The 18,150-nt window shown below is 60.4% G+C and carries 15 protein-coding genes, 1 tRNA gene and 1 pseudogene; 10 read left to right on the top strand and 7 right to left on the bottom strand.

Annotation, left to right across the window (positions count from 1 at the left end):
- Positions 1 to 48 precede the first annotated feature (48 nt).
- On the bottom strand, positions 49 to 1,392 hold the full coding sequence (locus tag ACYZT0_RS11495; protein WP_462045923.1) for a cation:proton antiporter: 1,344 nt from the start codon (positions 1,390 to 1,392) through the stop codon (positions 49 to 51).
- A gap of 46 nt (positions 1,393 to 1,438) precedes the next feature.
- On the bottom strand, positions 1,439 to 2,050 hold the full coding sequence (locus ACYZT0_RS11490; RefSeq protein WP_462045922.1) for a Yip1 family protein: 612 nt from the start codon (positions 2,048 to 2,050) through the stop codon (positions 1,439 to 1,441).
- Between the two features lie 171 nt (positions 2,051 to 2,221).
- Here ACYZT0_RS11490 and ACYZT0_RS11485 point away from each other — a divergent pair, with 171 nt between their 5' ends.
- Genes ACYZT0_RS11485 through ACYZT0_RS11475 form a run of 3 tightly spaced genes read left to right on the top strand, consistent with a single transcriptional unit; the run spans position 2,222 to position 3,339 of the window.
- The gene (locus ACYZT0_RS11485) at positions 2,222 to 2,374 is read left to right on the top strand and encodes a hypothetical protein (RefSeq protein ID WP_462045921.1); all 153 of its coding nucleotides are present in this window, start codon (positions 2,222 to 2,224) and stop codon (positions 2,372 to 2,374) included.
- Complete coding sequence (locus ACYZT0_RS11480) at positions 2,364 to 2,882, top strand: hypothetical protein (RefSeq protein WP_462045920.1); 519 nt, start codon at positions 2,364 to 2,366, stop codon at positions 2,880 to 2,882. The genes ACYZT0_RS11485 and ACYZT0_RS11480 overlap by 11 nt, the downstream gene beginning before the upstream one ends.
- Before the next feature lie 7 nt (positions 2,883 to 2,889).
- Positions 2,890 to 3,339 carry a DUF421 domain-containing protein gene (locus ACYZT0_RS11475; protein WP_462045919.1) on the top strand — a complete coding sequence of 150 codons (450 nt, stop codon included), beginning with the start codon at positions 2,890 to 2,892 and terminating at the stop codon, positions 3,337 to 3,339.
- A 95-nt stretch (positions 3,340 to 3,434) separates the two neighbouring features.
- On the opposite strand, the gene ACYZT0_RS11470 is transcribed toward ACYZT0_RS11475, so the two are convergent.
- Complete coding sequence (locus tag ACYZT0_RS11470) at positions 3,435 to 4,589, bottom strand: MalY/PatB family protein (RefSeq protein WP_462045918.1); 1,155 nt, start codon at positions 4,587 to 4,589, stop codon at positions 3,435 to 3,437.
- Positions 4,590 to 4,810: 221 nt separating this feature from the next.
- Between ACYZT0_RS11470 and fdnG the strand changes: the two genes are divergently transcribed.
- The 7 genes from fdnG to ACYZT0_RS11435 all read left to right on the top strand — a co-directional run bounded on the left by fdnG (position 4,811) and on the right by ACYZT0_RS11435 (position 13,873).
- Positions 4,811 to 7,876, top strand: coding sequence for a formate dehydrogenase-N subunit alpha (fdnG, locus tag ACYZT0_RS11465; protein WP_462045917.1), 3,066 nt, complete (start codon positions 4,811 to 4,813; stop codon positions 7,874 to 7,876).
- A complete protein-coding gene (gene fdxH / locus ACYZT0_RS11460) occupies positions 7,877 to 8,812 on the top strand; it encodes a formate dehydrogenase subunit beta (RefSeq protein ID WP_462045916.1) in 936 nt (311 codons plus the stop codon).
- Positions 8,809 to 9,462, top strand: coding sequence for a formate dehydrogenase subunit gamma (locus ACYZT0_RS11455; RefSeq protein WP_462045915.1), 654 nt, complete (start codon positions 8,809 to 8,811; stop codon positions 9,460 to 9,462). The genes fdxH and ACYZT0_RS11455 overlap by 4 nt, the downstream gene beginning before the upstream one ends.
- Positions 9,463 to 9,466: 4 nt before the next feature.
- Positions 9,467 to 10,393 carry a formate dehydrogenase accessory protein FdhE gene (gene fdhE / locus ACYZT0_RS11450; RefSeq protein WP_462045914.1) on the top strand — a complete coding sequence of 309 codons (927 nt, stop codon included), beginning with the start codon at positions 9,467 to 9,469 and terminating at the stop codon, positions 10,391 to 10,393.
- A 50-nt stretch (positions 10,394 to 10,443) separates the two neighbouring features.
- Positions 10,444 to 11,862, top strand: coding sequence for an L-seryl-tRNA(Sec) selenium transferase (selA, locus tag ACYZT0_RS11445; protein WP_462045913.1), 1,419 nt, complete (start codon positions 10,444 to 10,446; stop codon positions 11,860 to 11,862).
- Position 11,863: 1 nt separating this feature from the next.
- Positions 11,864 to 13,771, top strand: coding sequence for a selenocysteine-specific translation elongation factor (gene selB / locus ACYZT0_RS11440; RefSeq protein ID WP_462046551.1), 1,908 nt, complete (start codon positions 11,864 to 11,866; stop codon positions 13,769 to 13,771).
- 6 nt (positions 13,772 to 13,777) lie between these two features.
- Positions 13,778 to 13,873 (top strand) — tRNA-Sec (locus ACYZT0_RS11435).
- A gap of 144 nt (positions 13,874 to 14,017) precedes the next feature.
- On the opposite strand, the pseudogene ACYZT0_RS11430 reads toward ACYZT0_RS11435, so the two are convergent.
- The 4 genes and pseudogenes from ACYZT0_RS11430 to phbB all read right to left on the bottom strand — a co-directional run.
- A pseudogene (locus ACYZT0_RS11430) lies at positions 14,018 to 14,134 on the bottom strand (isochorismatase family protein); the annotation flags it as partial.
- Positions 14,135 to 14,195: 61 nt separating this feature from the next.
- Positions 14,196 to 15,899, bottom strand: coding sequence for a class I poly(R)-hydroxyalkanoic acid synthase (phaC, locus tag ACYZT0_RS11425; protein ID WP_462045912.1), 1,704 nt, complete (start codon positions 15,897 to 15,899; stop codon positions 14,196 to 14,198).
- A 94-nt stretch (positions 15,900 to 15,993) separates the two neighbouring features.
- The gene (locus ACYZT0_RS11420; protein ID WP_462045911.1) at positions 15,994 to 17,172 is read right to left on the bottom strand and encodes an acetyl-CoA C-acetyltransferase; all 1,179 of its coding nucleotides are present in this window, start codon (positions 17,170 to 17,172) and stop codon (positions 15,994 to 15,996) included.
- A gap of 64 nt (positions 17,173 to 17,236) precedes the next feature.
- A complete protein-coding gene (gene phbB, locus ACYZT0_RS11415; protein WP_462045910.1) occupies positions 17,237 to 17,983 on the bottom strand; it encodes an acetoacetyl-CoA reductase in 747 nt (248 codons plus the stop codon).
- Between the last annotated feature and the right edge of the window lie 167 nt (positions 17,984 to 18,150).

Here is an 18,150-nt window from a genome sequence, read left to right as displayed (position 1 = left end):
TGAGCGTGAAAATTCGATAGTTCCGGTCCTAAACGCGTAGACATAAAATCAAACATCCTGTTTTTTTTGCCGTTCATATCGAATCAGGAGCGGTTGAGTGCTGATCCCGTGGATGAGGATGCTTAGCGCGACCACGGACAAGGTCAGGTCGATACAGAGCGTTGACATCGACTGACCCAGCCCATGATTAAGGGCATAAAACAGGTAATACAGACTGCCGATACCGCGTATGCCGAACCAGCCAATCAGCATTCGCTGGCGACCGTTGAGCAAACCACCCCAGGGCATGGCGACGACGCACAGCGGTCGAATCAGGCAAAACAACACACCGGCGATCGGCAACGCGCGCCAGTCCCAGTGCGCCATCAGCACTACGCCGAGCAGCGTCACCAGAAATACTTCCATGGCCCGTTCCACCAGGCTGCCGAAGGCGAGCATGTCGCCCATCATGATGCCCGCGGCGACCTGAGTGTCTTCAAGGCTTGCGGTATCACCATGAACGGCATGCTGCGGCTCGACGTTCTGATGACCCACAACAGGCTGAACCAGATGCTCGGCGGGAAGCTCGTCATCGCCCGTGGATTTGACTTCTTCTTGGCGCAAACCCAGACCGGCGGCAAACACCGACAGAAAGCCGTAACCGTGAATCGACTCGGCCCCGACATACGCCAGGGCGATCAAGGCGAGGGCGAGGTAATCATTCGGGGACAGGGTGCTGTCGTCATTTTTGATGCGCATTGACAAGGTCAGGCGGCCAATACTGCGCCCCATCCAGTAGCCAGTAAGCAAACCGGCCGGGACTGCCCACAACAGGCTGCGCAGCACCCAATCGCCCAGCCAGCCGGGGTTGCCGTCGTGTTGCACCAGGAGCAGGCCCAGGATGACAAACGGGAAGGCTATCCCGTCATTGAGCCCGGCCTCACCCGACAGTCCGAAGCGCACGCTGTCATCATCCCGGGCGTCGTTGACTTGCACCAGGGCGGCGAGTACCGGGTCGGTGGGCGCCAGAATCGAGCCGATCAACACGGACGCCCCCCAAGTCAATTGGAATCCGTAATGCAACAGCAAGCTGACGCCGGCAATGGTCAATACCATGACCGGACCGGCCAAGCCGTAGGCGATGCGCCAGGTTTTATCCTTGAGCGGCAAGCGCAACTTCAAACCGCACACAAATAACGAAAAGAGCACCGCGACTTCCGTCAGGTGCTCCATCCAGGTGGACGCATTATCGGTGTCCAGTTTCAACAGCCCAAGCCCCACGGGACCGATGGCCACACCCAGCACCAGACACACCGCTGACGTGGTCACCGGCATCCAGCGCAGGTACGACGACGTCAGCGCCAGCGTCATCAGCACCGCACCCAACACCGCCACCCATAAAATGAAGCTCATGCTCTGTACTCGTCGGGTGCGTGCCGCGAAGTAGGGCCTCTGGCAATCAACCAACGGTCGCGCGCAAGTATTCCGGCGTCAGCACGTTGAACCAGACCAGGATGATTGAGATCAGGATAGTGACCAGCACCAGCAATCCGACGCCCCAGACGCAAGCGGCATTCAGCAGGCCTTGTTCCTTGCGCTCATGCATAAAGGTCGGCAAGCCGATAAACAGCAGAAACGTGGAATAGATCGACGCCGCCCCTAGCACCAGGATCGCCAGCCAGCGGCTCGGGTACAAACCGGCGAAGCCTGCGAGGAAAAACGGCGTCACGGTGTAGGCGGCAAATCCGATGCATTGATTGACGGTTGGTCGCGCGTCGAAAGTACGAGACATCCAGCGGATGAACAGCCCCATCAGCGCCACGCCGGCGACGATAGCCACGTACAGCAACACGCAAAGTTGCAACGCGCTGGCGGTGCTGAGCTTGACGGTTTCGTTCACCGCCAGGCTCCAGCCGACGTAGGTAGTCCCGATAAACAGGCACACGGCGGGGATCAAGGCGAGCAGCAGTAAATGAGCGAGGTAATGGCGTGGATGCGCTTCCTCTTCCTTGCGGATATCCGCCCACGCGAAGTTCGGTTGGGTAAACAGCTTGATGATAGGTGCGGACATGATGACCTCCTAATCTGGAGCGGCCCGTAGCAGGGAGGCCCTAAACGTATTGAGGAGCGAGTTTTGACAGGGTTCACTTTTTTATTCCCTGAACCGAGTGTGGTCCGATAGAGGGAATGTTTGGAGACGACGAAGGTCAACCGAGCAGCTCTCCTTTCTGGATGATTAGCCATGAGCGTCAGCCAATCCGTGGTCGAGTATTTGTGTGAAAACGATTTGCTGCTGACCACCGCAGAATCTTGTACGGCGGGGGGCATTCCGGGCGGCACCATTTGTTTCGCCTCGGCCTATCCGACCGGGCAGGGTGCACTCGATGAACGATGAATCTGGCCATACCGATTACCACAGCCGCGACTATCCGGTGCGCGAAGACATGACGCATCAGATCAAGGTCTGGCGATTCGAGCGTTGGGGCTGGTACACCCTGGTGCTGTTGGTGTTGCTGGCGCTACTCGGACTGTTTTCCCGCGGGCCGCTGAGCACCCGGGATGTTCACGGTGACGACGGCAAGGTCCGGGTGCAATACGAGATGTTCCACCGCCACGGATCGTCCAACCCGATGCAGATAAGCGTGAGCGGTGCGCCCAATGCCACCGTTGAGCTGGAACTGACCGGGGCGCTACTGGACGGTTTCAACATCGAAACCCTGCAACCGCACCCCCTGCGCGCCATCAGTGCCGGGCAGGGCATGACGCTATGGGTGCAGACCGATGCTCAGGGCCAGGCAAACCTTTATCTGACGTTGCGCGGCGATGGGCTGGGACTGTTTCGCAGCCGAATTGCATCGCCCGGCGCCATGCCCGTGAACCTCGATCAATTCATTTTCCCTTAGGTGACCTATGGACTCGGTATTGCGCGCGGCCGCGATGTATCTGGCGCTGATGGTGCTGTTCAAGATTGCTGGCCGGCGTTCTTTGGCCGAGTTGACGACATTCGATTTTTTGCTGTTGATGATCATCGGTGAGGCGACGCAACAGGCGTTGCTGGGCGATGACTTTTCCCTGACCAATTCGATGTTGGTGATCGTCACGCTGATTGTCATCGACGTCGGCCTGTCGCTGCTCAAACAGCGTTCGCCATGGGTATCACAGCTGATCGATGGTGGGCCGACGATCATCGTCGAGAATGGCAAGTTTCTACACAAACGCCTGCGCCACGCGCGATTGATCGAAGCCGACATCATGGAAGCCGCACGCTCCAGTCAGGGCATCGAGACTGTTGATCAAATCAAGTTTGCGATCCTGGAGCGCAACGGCAAGATATCGGTGATTGCTCAAGAGCGGTCGTGAAGCTGCTGCCGAACGCAACCTTGAATTGACCGAGCTGGTGTTGATGATCGAACTTGATTGTTCCCACGCGGGAGTGGGAACAATCAATCAAAAGGTCAGGCCTTTCGATTGAGCAAACTACGCTCCATCCGCGCGATGCCTTCTTCCAGTAACGACCGTGGGCAGCCGAAATTCAGGCGAACGAACTGTTTGCTGTCGTCGCCGAATTCCAGGCCCGCGCTCAACCCGACTTTGGCGTGTTCAAGGAAGAACTGCTGTGGGTTGTCCAGCTCCAGCGCCGAGCAATCGAGCCACGCCAGATAGGTACTTTGGGGCACGTTCATAGTGACACCCGGCAATCGGGTGCGAACGGCGTCGACCAGGTAATCGCGGTTGCTTTGCAGGTAGGCCATCAGCTCGACCAGCCATGGCCCGGCTTCGCGGTAGGCGACGCGGGTGGCTTCCAGGCCCAGCGGGTTGACGCTGTCGACCAGTCCGCAGCGCGCGTGGTTGACCCGCTCGCGGATGGCCCTGTCCTGAATGATCATGAACGACGTTTTCAGCCCGGCGATGTTGTACGCCTTGCTCGCCGACATCAGCGTGATGGTGCGCTTGGCGATTTCCGGGCTCAACGTTGCGATCGGCACATGCCTGCGTCCGTCGAAGCACAGCTCGGCGTGAATCTCGTCTGAGATAATCCAGGCGTCCTGTTCCAGGCAGATGTCAGCCACCGCTTGCAGTTCTTCCCTCGGGAAGACCTTGCCCAGCGGGTTGTGCGGGTTGCTCAGCAGCAGGGCGCCGCCACCTTCCAGGGACTGGCGCAAGGCGTCGAGCGGCGTGGCATACGTACCGTCCGCCATCGCGTCGAAATTCAGTTCGACCTTGTTCAGCCCCCAATGGCCCGGCGCATGGCGCAGCGGCGGGTAGTTGGGCGTCTGGACCACGACGTTCTGCTGCGGCTGGATCAGCGCATGCAGGGCCATATTGAAACCCGACTCCACGCCTGGCAGGAAAATCAGTTCCTGAGGCTCGACGCGCCAGGCGTATTTGCTCCAGAGGTCGACGACGATGGCCTCGCGCAAGTCATCCTGGGCCACGCTGTAGCCAAGCATCGGGTGTTCCAGACGTTTTTGCAGGGCCTGGATGATCACCGGCGGTGCGGAGAAGTCCATGTCGGCCACCCACATCGGCAACACGTCGGCCGCGTAACGGCTCCATTTGGTACTGCCGGTGTTGTGGCGGTCGAACACCTGATCAAAATCGAAAGTCATGCTCAGTCTCATAAAAAAGCGTGGTTGAACGTGGGGCAATGATAAGCGCCAGTTTGATCCGTGGCGACAGAATGAGCCGTAGCGCCGCCGACGGTCGGTTTTCACACAATACGCTGATGCAGTGTCTACAGTTCTAAGTGTCGGCAGCCAGACTGCCGCCACCGTGATTGTCCAGAAAACCCCGGTACAAGTATCGGGTCTCCACCTGATAGGAGTGCACGATGGACCTCAACCGTCGTCAGTTCTTCAAGGTCGCTGGTATCGGCCTTGCGGGCTCGAGCCTTGGTGCGCTGGGCATGGCCCCCGCGACTGCCTTCGCCGAACAGGCGCGCCACTTCAAGCTTGCCCACACCCATGAAACCCGCAACACCTGCCCGTACTGCTCGGTCGGCTGCGGCGTAATCATGTACAGCCAGGGCGATGCCGCCAAGAATGTCGCGCAAAATATCATCCATATTGAAGGCGATGCCGACCACCCGGTCAACCGCGGCACGCTGTGCCCCAAAGGCGCAGGCTTGCTGGACTTTATTCACAGCCCCGGCCGCCTGCAATATCCAGAGTTGCGCAAACCTGGCAGCAGCGAATGGACGCGGATTTCCTGGGATGAAGCGCTCGATCGCGTCGCCGACCTGATGAAGGCCGACCGCGACGCCAACTTCATCGAGAAGAACGCTCAGGGTCAAACGGTAAACCGCTGGTTGACCACCGGTTTCCTCGCGGCTTCGGCGGCGTCCAACGAAGCGGGTTACATCACCCACAAGGTCATTCGCAGTCTCGGCATGCTGGGGTTTGATAACCAGGCGCGTGTCTGACACGGCCCGACGGTGGCAAGTCTTGCCCCGACGTACGGCCGTGGTGCCATGACCAATACCTGGACCGATATCGGTAACGCGAATCTAATCCTGGTGATGGGCGGCAACGCAGCAGAAGCGCACCCGTGCGGCTTCAAATGGGTGACCGAAGCCAAGGCGCATAACAAGGCACGCTTGATCGTGGTCGATCCGCGTTTTACCCGGACCGCCTCGGTGGCCGACTATTACGCGCCGATTCGCACCGGCACCGACATCGCCTTCATGGGCGGGCTGATCAATTACCTGCTGACCGAAGACAAAATTCAGCACGAGTACGTGCGCGCCTATACCGACGTGTCCTTCATCGTCAACGCCGGGTTTGGCTTCGAGGACGGGATCTTCAGCGGCTATGACGCGGCCAAACGCACCTACACGGACAAGTCCGGCTGGAGTTATGAAATCGGTGAGGACGGCTTTGTCAAAGTCGACCCGACCCTGCAAGACCCACATTGCGTCTATCAACTGATGAAGACCCATTACAGCCGCTACAACCCGGAACTGGCCAGCCAGATCTGCGGCATGCCCGTGGACGCGATGAAGAAGATCTGGGAGGAGATCGCCACGTGCTCGCAACCGGGCAAGACCATGACGATTCTCTATGCGCTGGGCTGGACACAGCACTCGATCGGTTCGCAGATCATTCGCAGCGCGGCCATGGTGCAATTGCTGTTGGGCAACGTCGGCATGCCGGGCGGGGGCGTCAATGCCTTGCGCGGGCACTCCAATATCCAGGGGCTGACCGACCTCGGTTTGCTGTCTAATTCGCTGCCGGGCTATCTGACCTTGCCGCAGGATGCGGAGCAGGATTACGACGCCTACATCGCCAAACGGGTACAAAAACCGTTGCGACCAGGGCAGCTGTCCTACTGGCAAAACTACGGCAAGTTCCACGTCAGCCTCATGAAAGCCTGGTACGGCGCGAATGCCACAATCGAAAACCGCTGGGCTTATGACTATCTACCGAAACTGGACATTCCCAACTACGACATCCTGAAAGTGTTCGACATGATGGGTCAGGGCAAGGTCAACGGTTACATGTGCCAGGGCTTCAACCCCATCGCCGCATTGCCCGACAAGAATCGGGTGATGGCCGCGCTGGCCAAGTTGAAATGGCTGGTGGTGATGGACCCGCTGTCCACCGAAACCTCGGAATTCTGGCGCAATGTCGGGCCGTACAACGATGTCGAAACCGCCGGCATCCAGACCGAAGTGATTCGCCTGCCCACCACCTGTTTCGCTGAAGAAGACGGCTCGCTGGTCAACAGCAGCCGCTGGCTGCAATGGCACTGGAAAGGCGCCGACGGCCCTGGCGAAGCGCGCACCGATATACGGATCATGAGTGAGCTGTTTATCCGTCTGCGCCAGCGTTACCAGGCCAACGGCGGGGCGTATGCCGAGCCGCTCCTCAAACTGTCCTGGCCGTACAAAATCGCCGAGGAGCCTTCGCCCGAAGAACTGGCCAAGGAAATCAACGGCTATGCCACCACCGACTTCACCGACGCTACCGGCGCGGCGATCAAGGGCAACGCGCAACTGGCCGGTTTCGGCCAGCTCAAGGACGACGGCAGCACCGCTTCCGGTTGCTGGATTTTCTGCGGCAGCTGGACCGAAATGGGCAACCAGATGGCCCGGCGCGACAACAGCGATCCGTACGGCATGAAACAACATCAGGGTTGGGCCTGGGCCTGGCCGGCGAACCGACGGATTCTCTACAACCGTGCCTCGTGCGACCCGCAAGGCAAGCCGTGGGACGAGAAAAAACGCTTGGTGTGGTGGAACGGCAAAGTCTGGGGCGGCACCGATGTGCCGGACTTCAAGGTCGACTCGGCACCGGAAGCGGGGATGAATCCGTTCATCATGAACCCCGAGGGCGTGGCGCGTTTCTTCGCCGTCGACAAGATGGCCGAAGGGCCGTTCCCTGAGCATTACGAACCGTTCGAAACGCCGATCGGCATCAACCCGCTGCACCCGGAAAACAAGAAAGCCACCAGTAATCCGGCGGCGCGGATCTTCGATTCGGTCTGGGACACCTTAGGCGTGGCCAAGGACTATCCGTATGCCGCGACCAGCTACCGGTTGACTGAGCATTTCCACTTCTGGAGCAAACATTGCCGGCTCAACGCGATCGCTCAACCCGAGCAGTTCGTCGAGATCGGTGAAGTGCTGGCCAAGGAGAAAGGCATCGTGGCCGGCGACCGGGTCCGTGTCAGTTCCAAGCGCGGGCACATAGAAGCGGTGGCGGTGGTGACCAAGCGGATTCGTCCGCTGCAGGTCAACAACCAGGTCGTGCACCAGATCGGTATCCCGTTGCACTGGGGTTTTACCGGCCTCACGCGCCACGGTTACCTGACCAACACCCTGGTGCCGTTCCTCGGCGATGGCAACACACAGACCCCGGAATCCAAGTCATTCCTGGTCAACGTGGAGAAAGTCTAAATGGCCAGCCAAGACATCATCGCCCGTTCGGCCACCACCACGGTCTCGCCTTCGGTGCGCAATCAGGAGGAAGTGGCCAAGCTGATCGACACCACCAAGTGCATCGGCTGCAAGGCCTGCCAGGTCGCCTGCTCGGAATGGAACGAGCTGCGCGACGATGTCGGTCACAACCTCGGCACCTACGACAATCCTCAAGACCTCAGCGCAGAAACCTGGACCTTGATGCGCTTTACCGAGCACGAAACCGACGCCGGCAATCTGGAGTGGCTGATTCGCAAGGACGGCTGCATGCACTGCGCCGAGCCCGGTTGCCTGGAGGCGTGCCCGAGTCCGGGGGCGATCATCAAATACGCCAATGGCATCGTCGATTTCGACCAGGACCATTGCATCGGCTGCGGGTATTGCATCACCGGTTGCCCGTTCAATATCCCGCGAATCTCGCAGAAGGATCACAAGGCCTACAAATGCACGCTGTGCTCGGACCGAGTGGCGGTGGGGCTGGAGCCGGCGTGCGTAAAAACCTGCCCGACGGGCGCCATTGTTTTCGGCACCAAGGACGACATGAAGGAACACGCGGCCGAAAGGATTGTCGACCTCAAGAGCCGTGGCTTCGAACACGCGGGTCTTTACGACCCCGAGGGCGTTGGCGGTACTCACGTGATGTACGTGCTGCACCATGCCGATGAGCCCAGGTTATATGCCGGTCTGCCGGACCATCCGGTCATCAGCCCGCTCGTAGACTTGTGGAAAGGTGTGAGCAAACCCTTGGGGTTGCTGGCGATGGGCTTGGCGGTGCTGGCCGGGTTCTTCCACTACGTGCGCATTGGACCGCAGTGGGTCGAGGAGGATGAACACCCGACCACCCTCGATCCCGCCGTGCATGAAATCGATCCATCGGTGCATACCTATGATCCGAAGGGGGAGGACAGGCCATGAACGACAAACCGATCCTTCGCTACACATCAAACCAGCGCACCAACCATTGGTTGGTGGCGATTCTGTTTTTCATGGCGGCATTGTCCGGGCTGGCGTTGTTTCATCCGGCGCTGTTCTGGCTCAGCAACCTGTTTGGCGGCGGCCCGTGGACGCGCATCCTGCACCCGTTCATGGGCGTGGTGATGTTTGTGCTGTTCCTTGGGCTGGTGATCCGTTTCTGGCGGGCGAACTTCTTCATCAGCAACGATCGGTTGTGGCTGAAGCGCGTCGGGCGGGTGATCAAGAACGAGGAGGAGGGCGTGCCACCCGTGGGCAAGTACAACCCTGGGCAGAAGCTGCTGTTCTGGACCTTGCTGATGTGCATGCTGGTGCTGCTGTTCAGCGGGCTGGTGATCTGGCGGGCGTACTTCAGCGCGTACTTTGGCATCACCACGATTCGCTGGGCCATGCTGCTGCATGCGTTGGCGGGTTTGATCCTGGTGCTGAGCATCATTGTCCACATCTATGCCGGCATCTGGATCAAGGGCTCGATCAACGCCATGCTGCATGGCTGGGTCAGCCGCGCCTGGGCAAGGAAACACCATGAACTCTGGTTCCGCGAAGTGACCCGCGACGAGCACCCCGACCGACCGATCAGCAAAAAAGGATAAGCCCTTGGCGACGATTCTTGAGCCCGGTGAGATCGAAGCGGCGGCGAGCTCTCCGCCGTTTCTGCACCTGCCACCGAAAAACCTGTTCACCTTGCGCGCATTGCGCCTGGAGCGTCTGGCCGACGGGCATCCACTGGCCGATTACCTGCGGCTGGTGACCGGCCTGTGCCACGTGCAACAACGTCTGCTGGACGATCCGCCCGTCACCGCCATGCCCGACGCCTATCGCCTGCGGGTGTCCCAGCAACAGGGTTGGCCACCGTTTGCGGCCGACAGTCTGGTGCGCGAGTGTCACTGGCAACCGTACCTCGAAGCCTTGTTGCAGCGTTACCCGCCACCGCCGCGACCTGCCGTGGAAAAAGCCGTGGCGACCTTGCGCAGTGCCAATGCCGGGCAACTCAAGGCCTGGGCGATTGCGCTGATCAGCGGCCAGTTCGCCTTGTTGCCCGCCGCCGTGGTGCCGTTTCTCGGCGCGGCGTTGCAGGTGGCCTGGAGTCATTGGTTGCTGAGCACGCCGGACCTTGCGCTGAAGCCCGGCGACAGTCTCAGCCAATGCCCGGCTTGCGGTTCGCCGGCCATGGCCGGGGTGATTCGCCACCGCGGCAAATACAATGGCTTGCGTTATCTGGTGTGCTCGCTGTGTGCCTGCGAATGGCATGTAGTGCGGGTCAAATGCGTGTACTGCGAACAGAGCAAAGGTCTTGAATACGTCAGCCTCAATGACGACCGCCATGCCGCCAACCAGGCCCCGTTACGCGCAGAGGTCTGTCCCGGCTGCCGCAGCTACCTGAAACTGCTTTACCTGGAAAACGACGCCGAGGCCGAAGCGCTTTCGGCGGACCTGACCAGCCTGCTGCTGGACATGCGTCTGGAGCAGGAAGGTTATCAGCGTCCGGCACCTAATCTGTTGCTGGCGCCCGGAGGTGACTGAGCGCAACGGCTACACTCAGGCGCGACGGTCAACGTTTGCGGGAGCGCCTGATGTCTGCCAGATCCGCCAGTCCTGCCTTGCGGCTGCCTTCCATTGATAGTTTGTTGCGCCATCCGGCGTGCCAGCCATTGGCTGAGCGTTATGGGCGTGACGCGCTGCTGGCCAGCCTGCGGCAACTGCTGGATGACTTGCGCGAACCGGTTCTTTTAAGCCAACTCGACGCCGTTGAAATCACGCCCGAAGTATTGGCCGGCAGAGCGGGCGAGCGCTTGGTCCTCCAGCATCGCAGTCACGTGCGCCGGGTGTTCAATCTCACCGGCACGGTGCTGCACACCAACCTCGGTCGCGCGTTGTTGCCGGAGGAGGCGATCGAAGCGGTGCAAATGGCCGCCCGTTATCCGCTCAATCTGGAATTCGACCTGCACAGCGGCAAGCGCGGCGACCGTGACAATCTGATTGAAGGCCTGATCCGCGAGCTGACCGGCGCCGAGGCGGTGACCGTCGTCAACAACAACGCCGCCGCGGTGTTGCTGACGCTCAACAGTCTGGGCGCGCGCAAGGAAGGCATCATTTCCCGGGGCGAACTGATCGAAATCGGTGGTGCCTTCCGCATTCCCGACATCATGGCGAGAGCCGGGGTCAGGCTTCACGAAGTCGGCACAACAAACCGCACGCATGCCCGCGATTACGAGGCCGCCATCGGGCCCCGTAGCGGTTTGGTGATGCGCGTCCATGCGAGCAACTACACCATCGAAGGCTTCACCGCTCGGGTGCCGACCGCCGAGTTGGCGCAACTCGCTCATAAACACGGCTTGCCATTGCTTGAAGACCTCGGCAGCGGCAGCCTGCTGGACCTGACACGCTGGGGCTTGCCCGCCGAACCGACGGTGCGCCAAGCGCTGATCGACGGTGTCGATATCGTCACCTTCAGCGGCGACAAATTACTGGGCGGTCCCCAGGCGGGGTTGATTGTCGGCCGCAAGGACCTGATAGCGAAGATCAAGAAGAATCCACTCAAGCGCGCCTTGCGGGTCGACAAACTGACCTTGGCCGCCCTCGAAGCGGTGTTGGGCCTGTATCGCGATCCTGATCGACTGGCCGAACGGCTGCCAAGTTTGCGCCTGCTGACCCGACCACAGGCGGACATCCTCGCCCAGGCTGAGCGCCTGCAACCTTCGCTGGCCAAGGTGCTGGGTGACGGCTGGAGCGTCAGCGCCGTCCTGGCGCTGGGCATGATCGGCAGCGGCAGCCAACCGGTGGCACGATTGCCGAGTGCCGCGTTATGCCTGCGGCCGCACGCGTCCAAACGCCTTCGCGGGCGGCGGCTGCACGGTCTGGAAGCGGCCCTGCGTGCGTTGCCGATTCCGGTGCTCGGGCGCATTGATGACGATGCGTTGTGGCTGGATCTGCGGCAACTGGACGATGAGCCAGCGTGGCTGGCTCAACTCGATCAATGGCGGGAGACGTAGGGTGATCGTCGGCACCGCAGGGCACATCGACCACGGCAAGACTTCCTTGCTCCAGGCACTGACCGGCCAGTCTGGCGACCGTCGCCGGGAAGAACGTGAACGCGGCATGACCATCGACCTTGGCTACCTCTACGCGGCGCTGGAACCGCAAGCGCCCTTGACCGGTTTTATCGATGTGCCCGGTCATGAGCGCTTCACCCACAATATGCTGGCGGGGGCTCAGGGCATTGATCTGGTGTTGCTGGTGGTCGCGGCAGACGATGGCGTCATGCCGCAGACTCGCGAACACCTGGCCATCGTTGAACTGCTGGGAATCCCTCGGGCACTGGTGGCAATCACCAAATGCGACCGCGTCGAACCGTCCAGCGTGCAAGTCGTTCGCGAACAGATCCAGACATTGCTGGCGCCGGGACCTTATGCAAACGCGCCGCAGATTGCGCTGTCGAGTGTGACCGGGGAGGGCATCGAGACGCTGCGACAGGCCTTGCTCGAGGCGCAACGTGAAGTCGCTCAACGCAGCACCACCGGCGGTTTTCGTCTGGCGATCGATCGTGCTTTCAGCGTGGCCGGCGCCGGTATCGTGGTGACCGGCACTGCGTTGTCTGGCCAGGTTGCGGTGGGCGATACGCTGATGCTCGGCCCGCTGGGCAAACCCGTTCGCGTGCGAGGCCTGCATGCGCAGAATCAAGCTGCCGAGGTCGCAACAGCCGGACAGCGAGTCGCGTTGAACCTAAGTGCCGAACGGTTGGCCCTGGAACAGATTCATCGTGGCCACTGGCTGCTGGCCGAGTGGCTGTACGCGCCAACCCAGCGAGTGGATATCGACCTGCAATTGTTGGCGAGCGAACCCAAGGCGTTCGAGCACTTTCAGCCCGTACACGTTCACGTGGGGACTCAGGACGTGACCGGGCGGGTGGCGTTACTGGAAGGCTCCAGCCTGGCGCCGGGTGAGCGAATGTTCGCGCAACTGCTGCTGAATGCGCCGGTGCAGGCTGTGAAGGGCGATCCCTTGATCCTGCGCGACCAGAGTGCTCAACGCACCCTCGGTGGTGCTCGGGTGCTCGACCCGTTTGCACCGACCCGACAACGCCGGAGTCCTGAACGGTTGGCGCAGCTGCAAGCCCTCGCCACACGCAACGAATTGGAAGATAGCCTGCCGGCGTTATTGGCCAACAGCGAAAGCGGGCTCGATCCGCAGCGTCTGGAGCGTCAGTTCAACCGCCCACGCAACACGTGGGTTTTGCCCGATGATGTGCGCCTGATTGACACCCGCCAAGGTCCGTTGCTGTTCAGTGCCACCCGGTGGGAAGCGCTGAAAGCGCCGTTACTGGAACACCTTGAACGTTTTCATCAACTGGAACCGGATCAAATGGGCCCGGACCGGGATCGCCTGCGGCGGTTCACCGGCACCGCGCTGGACCGCCCGACATTCATCAGTCTGCTCGACGAATTGCTCGCCAGCGGTGCCATTGTCGCCAGCGGGCCATGGCTGCATTTGCCCGATCATCAGGTGCATTTGAGCGAAGACGACGAAGCCCTGTGGCAACACTTGCAACCGTTGTTCGAACAGGCCGGTTTCGATCCGCCGTGGGTGCGCAATCTTGGCCATGACGAGGCGGCCGTGCGTTTGCTGCTGCGCAAAATGGCGAGGCTGGGGCTGCTGCATCAAGTCGTCCGTGACCTGTTCTACACCGACACAATGATCCGCCGGTTGGCGGCTATGCTTTTGCAACTGGCCGTGGAAAACCCGGTGATTCAGGTCACGGCGTTTCGTGATGCGGTGGGCCTGGGTCGCAAGCGCAGCATCCAGATTCTCGAATACTTCGACCGGATCGGCCTGACCCGACGGTTTGGCGACAAGCGCCATATCCGCCTCGACAATGCCTTGGCACAACACACACATAACTGACTTCAAGGAAGGCAATCGCGCCCGGTGGCGCGGCCGGGCTTCAAACCCGGTTGGGGACGGCATCCGTTCCCGGGCAGGTTCGACTCCGGCTGCCTTCCGCCATTTTTCCAATCAGAGATGCCCGAAGCTCAGCGGGTACTGGATGACCATGGCTGTCCCGGCGGTACCGGCGAACAGCACCGATAACCAGAAGGGGAACCCGGCGCGAAGGTCTTGCTTGCCGAACTTCATCGGTCAATCACCACGCAGCGGCGACCGCGGAATCTGGATCATGCGCTGCATCGCCATTTCATGGGCTTCGGTGCTGACGTCACCATAGGCATCGGCAATCACGTAAACCTCGAAACCCTGGTCGATGGCCGATTTTTTTGAGGTCGCTTAAGGGCGGCCCCGCGCACTACTGGTGATTGCGCGGGGCAGTCTGTCATTGCATCACATAACGCCCCGGTGCCGACTCAATTGCCGGGTATTGGGCATTACCGGTATGCAGCACCGAGGGCTGGCGTTCGCCGGACTGTTCAGCCAGCCAGACGAACCAGTCATTCCACCAGCTACCGGCATGTTGCTCGGCATTCTTGAACCAGGTTTCAGGGTTTTTAGTAACCCGATTGTTGGTCCAATAGTGGCGTTTTTCCTTGGCCGGTGGGTTGATCACCCCGGCGATATGACCCGAAGCGCCCAGCACAAAACGCTTGGTCCCGGAGAGCAGCTCGGTGCTGGCGTATGCGCTTCTCCACGGCACGATGTGATCGTCATGGGTGGCGAGGATGTAAGCCGGAGCATCGATGGCGCGCAGGTCCAGCTTGACCCCGCAACAGTCCAGCTCACCGGATTTCAAGTCGTTCTGCAGATAGGTGTGACGCAGATACCAGCAGTACATCGGGCCTGGAAGGTTGGTGCTGTCGTTGTTCCAGAACAGCAGGTCAAGGGGGATCGGTTTCTGGCCCTTGAGGTATTTGTCGACGTTGTAGTTCCACCACAAGTCGTTGGGGCGCAGCAGCGAGAAGGTATTGCCCATGTCCTCGCCCTTGAACAGGCCGATGGGGCCATCCTTGCCGCCGATGGTGCGCTCGCGGTAGGCCACCAATTGTTCGTCGACGAAGATGTCGATGGGGCCGGTATCGAGGTAGTCGAGAAAGGTGGTCAACAGGCTCACGCTGCCGATCTCGCGGTCGCCGCGCGCGGCCAGGACGGCCAGCGTCGAGCTCAACAAGGTGCCGCCGATGCAGAAACCAACGCAATTGGGCCGCTGCTCGCCGCTGATCTCGCGGGTCACTTGCAGGCCTTTGATGATGCCGGTTTCGATCAGGTCATCCCAGGTGGTGCCAGCGTGTTCCTGGTCGAAGTTGCGCCACGACATCAGAAAGACCGGGTGTCCTTGTTTCAACAGATGGCCCACCATCGAGTTATCCGGGCGCAAGTCGAGAATGTAGTACTTGTTGATTGACGGCGGCACGACAAACACCGGGCGTCGGTACTGGGTTTCGGTTTGCGGGTAATACTGAATCAGCTGGAAGAGTTCGTTCTCGAACACCACTTCGCCGGGTGAGTTGGCCAGATCGACGCCCACTTTGAACGCGCCGGCATCGCACTGGCGCATCTTGCCTTCTTGCAGGTCGCTGGCCAGGTGCAACAGGCCTGTGAGGAGGCTGCTTCCCTGGGTATCGACGACCCGTTGCAGCGCATCGGGGTTACTGGCCAGGAAATTGCTCGGCGCACCAGCGGCGATGGCTTGTTCCACCAGGTAGAGCAGGCGCTGCCGCGGTTTTTTGTCCGGGATCGCTAACGTGTCCAGCAGTTTCAGCAGAAACCCGGCGTTAAGCAGGTAAAAGGCGGCGAGTGAGCCGAACAGTGGCTGGCTCCAGTTACCGCTGGCGAAACGTCGATCGTCGAAGGTGAAGGGCTGACCGGTCAGCAGACGCTGGCCGAGGTCGCCCCATTGCTGTTGGTAATCCGATTGAAGGCTGTCCAGGGTGCCCCGCGGCAGGTCAAACCACTCGTTGTATGCCTGGCCGGTAAACCACGGATTGGTGCTGACCCATAGACGTAGTTGTTGCACTGCAAAGGAGGCAATGAACGGAACCTGGCCTGACCAGAAGGTGTTGAAGGTATGCGCGTTGTTGTCCATGGAACTCCTTGCCCACTTACGTAAACCGGGTAGAAAAAACCGCGGCGCCGGACTTCGGCGCCGCGTCAGCGACTTAAGCAAACACTCCTGTGTTCTAGCGCTCGATAACCAGGCTGACTCCCTGGCCGCCACCGATGCACAACGTGGCCAGGCCTTTTTTGCCGTCGCGACGAATCAGCTCGTGCAACAGCGACACCAGAATCCGCGCGCCCGATGCGCCGATCGGATGGCCCAGGGCAATCGCGCCGCCGTTGACGTTGACCTTGCTGGTGTCCCAACCCAGTTCTTTGCCGACCGCCAGTGATTGCGCAGCGAACGCTTCATTGGCTTCGATCAGGTCGAGGTCGTCCAGGGTCCAGCCGGCTTTTGCCAGTACCAGGCGGGTGGCCGGTACCGGGCCGATGCCCATGATCGACGGGTCCACACCGGCACTGGCGTAGGCCGTGATACGTGCCAGCACCGGCAAGCCGAGGGCCTTGGCCTTGGCGGCGCTGGCCAGCAACAGCACGGCGGCACCATCGTTGAGGGTCGACGAGTTGCCGGCCGTCACGCTGCCGTCTTTCTGGAACGCGGGTTTGAGGTTGCTTAATGCTTGCAGCGTGCTGTTCGGGCGCGGCTGTTCATCGGTGTCGAAGGCCAGCGGCTCACCCTTGCGCTGAGGGATCAGGATCGGGGTGATTTCACGCTTGAAGTAACCCGCTTCAATGGCAGCAGCGGCTTTCTGTTGCGAAGCCGCGGCGAAGGCGTCCTGTTCTTCGCGACTGAGGTTGTACTTCTGCGCCAGATTCTCAGCGGTGATGCCCATGTGGTAGTCGTTGAAAGCGTCCCACAAACCGTCTTGAATCACGCTGTCTTGCAATTGCGCATGACCCAGACGCAAACCGGTGCGTGCCTTAGGCAGAACATAGGGCGCCAGGCTCATGTTTTCCTGACCGCCGGCAATCACCAGTTCGGCGTCGCCGCAACGGATGGCCTGGACCGCAAGCTGGACAGCCTTGAGGCCCGAGCCGCAGACTTTGTTCAAGGTCAGGGCAGGGGTGGTATGGGGCAGGCCGGCCTTGATCGCCGTCTGACGTGCGGGGTTTTGCCCCGAGCCGGCGGTGAGTACCTGGCCGAGGATCACTTCATCGATCTGCGAGCCGTCCAGACCTGTCTCTTCCAGCAGACGGCGAATGACCGCCGCGCCCAGTTCGGTGGCTGGAATCGCGGACAAGGCACCTTGAAAACTACCAATGGCGGTACGAGTAGCGGCAACGATTACGACTTCGTTCATGCGTGACCTCATAAAAAAGACAACATTCGTCTAGCGCGAGCAGGGCGTCCTTGCCCTGGCCGGTCTACTGCATGTTCATACCGCCGTTGACCGAGAAGTCCGCGCCGGTGCTGTAGCCCGATTCATCGGAAGCCAGCCAGGCCACGATGGAAGCGATTTCTTCGGGTTGGCCGAGGCGCCCGACCGGTGTGGCTGCGATCATGGTGTCGAGAATGTCCTGGCGAATGGCCGCGGTCATGCTGGTCTGGATGTAGCCTGGAGAAACAGTGTTGACGGTCACGCCCTTGCCGGACACTTCCCGGGCCAGAGACATGGTGAAGCCATGGATGCCGGCCTTGGCCGCGCTGTAGTTGGTCTGGCCGAACTGGCCGCGCTGACCGTTGATCGAGGAAATGTTGATGACCCGTCCCCAACCCTTCGCCAACATCCCTTCGATCACCTGTTTAGTGGTGTTGAACAGGCCAGTCAGATTGGTGCCGATCACTGCGTTCCAATCTTCTGGAGTCAGTTTGCGAAAGGACGCATCGCGAGTGATGCCCGCGTTGTTGACCAATACATCGATCGGGCCGAATTGCTCACGTGCCATTTCGAACGCTTTGCGCGTTGATTCCCAATCGGTGATGTCGCCATAGATGAATTCGAATTGATAACCCGCCTCCAGTTGGCTCGCCATCCATTCCTTCTTGCGGGCGGAGTCAGAGCTGCAGCCCACGATGACCTTGAATCCATCCTTGTACAGGCGTTGGCTTATCGCAGTGCCAATCCCACCCATACCACCCGTTACCAACGCAATACGACTAAGCGACTTCATACACTCTCTTCCTTTTTGAGTTTTGCGTTGCAAGATGGGGGGATTGTTCGGTATTGGCGGGGCGTGCGGAAGTGTTGAGAGGTGACTCTGTGGTGTCCAACGGTGCCATGCATGGAATGAAACTGAACTGTTCGCTACTTTTGTCGTCGCCTCGCAGGCTCGGCAGC

Source organism: Pseudomonas sp. ZS1P83, assembly GCF_054897825.1.
The sequence above is the reverse complement of the archived record's forward strand: the minus strand, read 5'-3'. Positions and strand labels throughout refer to the sequence as shown.

What these genes read in the sequence shown, in the direction of transcription:
- ACYZT0_RS11455 (WP_462045915.1), top strand. Translation starts at nt 8,809, where the DNA reads ATGAACGACAAACCGATCCTTCGCTACACATCAAACCAGCGCACCAAC.
- phbB (WP_462045910.1), bottom strand. Translation starts at nt 17,983, where the DNA reads ATGAAGTCGCTTAGTCGTATTGCGTTGGTAACGGGTGGTATGGGTGGG.
- ACYZT0_RS11470 (WP_462045918.1), bottom strand. Translation starts at nt 4,589, where the DNA reads ATGACTTTCGATTTTGATCAGGTGTTCGACCGCCACAACACCGGCAGT.
- selA (WP_462045913.1), top strand. Translation starts at nt 10,444, where the DNA reads ATGTCTGCCAGATCCGCCAGTCCTGCCTTGCGGCTGCCTTCCATTGAT.
- ACYZT0_RS11490 (WP_462045922.1), bottom strand. Translation starts at nt 2,050, where the DNA reads ATGTCCGCACCTATCATCAAGCTGTTTACCCAACCGAACTTCGCGTGG.
- ACYZT0_RS11420 (WP_462045911.1), bottom strand. Translation starts at nt 17,172, where the DNA reads ATGAACGAAGTCGTAATCGTTGCCGCTACTCGTACCGCCATTGGTAGT.
- ACYZT0_RS11475 (WP_462045919.1), top strand. Translation starts at nt 2,890, where the DNA reads ATGGACTCGGTATTGCGCGCGGCCGCGATGTATCTGGCGCTGATGGTG.
- ACYZT0_RS11495 (WP_462045923.1), bottom strand. Translation starts at nt 1,392, where the DNA reads ATGAGCTTCATTTTATGGGTGGCGGTGTTGGGTGCGGTGCTGATGACG.
- ACYZT0_RS11480 (WP_462045920.1), top strand. Translation starts at nt 2,364, where the DNA reads ATGAACGATGAATCTGGCCATACCGATTACCACAGCCGCGACTATCCG.
- phaC (WP_462045912.1), bottom strand. Translation starts at nt 15,899, where the DNA reads ATGGACAACAACGCGCATACCTTCAACACCTTCTGGTCAGGCCAGGTT.
- fdxH (WP_462045916.1), top strand. Translation starts at nt 7,877, where the DNA reads ATGGCCAGCCAAGACATCATCGCCCGTTCGGCCACCACCACGGTCTCG.
- ACYZT0_RS11485 (WP_462045921.1), top strand. Translation starts at nt 2,222, where the DNA reads ATGAGCGTCAGCCAATCCGTGGTCGAGTATTTGTGTGAAAACGATTTG.